This window comes from Acinetobacter sp. BY419, from assembly GCF_019038395.1.
In the GTDB taxonomy this organism is placed as follows: Bacteria; Pseudomonadota; Gammaproteobacteria; order Pseudomonadales; family Moraxellaceae; genus Acinetobacter.
Window position 1 is genome coordinate 1 of the sequence record NZ_JAGFXZ010000077.1, and the last position, 1,110, is coordinate 1,110.

1 protein-coding gene is annotated in these 1,110 nt (G+C 47.4%); it reads left to right on the plus strand.

Annotation, left to right across the window (positions count from 1 at the left end):
* A partial coding sequence (gene tuf / locus KUG37_RS14635; RefSeq protein ID WP_216940671.1) for an elongation factor Tu occupies positions 1 to 1,110 on the plus strand: 1,110 nt, incomplete at both ends.

Here is a 1,110-nt window from a genome sequence, read left to right on the forward strand (position 1 = left end):
GACCATGGTAAAACAACTTTAACAGCTGCGATTGCAACTGTATGTGCGAAGAAATTCGGCGGCGAAGCGAAAGACTATGCTGCAATCGACTCTGCACCAGAAGAAAAAGCACGTGGTATTACAATTAATACTTCACACGTAGAATACGATTCTCCAATTCGTCACTACGCTCACGTAGACTGCCCGGGCCACGCCGATTATGTTAAAAACATGATTACTGGTGCTGCTCAGATGGACGGCGCGATCCTTGTATGTGCTGCGACTGATGGTCCTATGCCACAGACTCGTGAACACATCCTGCTTTCTCGTCAGGTAGGTGTACCTTACATCGTTGTATTCTTGAACAAATGCGACCTTGTAGACGACGAAGAGCTTCTTGAGCTGGTTGAAATGGAAGTTCGTGAACTTCTTTCTACTTATGACTTCCCGGGTGATGACACTCCAGTGATCCGTGGTTCTGCTCTTCTTGCGCTTAATGGTGATGAAGGTCAATATGGCGAGCCAGCTGTAGTTGCGCTTGTTGAAGCTCTTGATACTTATATCCCAGAGCCAGAACGTGCTATCGACCTTCCATTCCTTATGCCAATTGAAGACGTATTCTCAATCTCTGGTCGTGGTACAGTAGTAACTGGCCGTGTAGAGACTGGTATCGTTAAAGTAGGCGAATCGGTTGAAATCGTTGGTATCCGTGATACACAAGTAACGACAGTAACTGGCGTGGAAATGTTCCGTAAACTTCTAGACGAAGGTCGTGCGGGCGAGAACTGTGGTGTTCTTCTACGTGGTACTAAGCGTGAAGACGTACAACGTGGTCAAGTATTGACTAAACCAGGTGCGATCAAGCCACATACTAAATTCGATGCGGAAGTATACGTACTTTCTAAAGAAGAAGGTGGTCGTCACACTCCATTCCTTAACGGCTACCGTCCACAGTTCTACTTCCGTACTACGGACGTAACTGGTGCGATTTCGCTTAAAGAAGGCGTGGAAATGGTTATGCCTGGTGACAACGTTGAGATGTCAGTAGAGCTCATCCACCCGATCGCAATGGACCCAGGTCTACGTTTTGCGATCCGTGAAGGCGGTCGTACAGTTGGTGCTGGTGTAGTT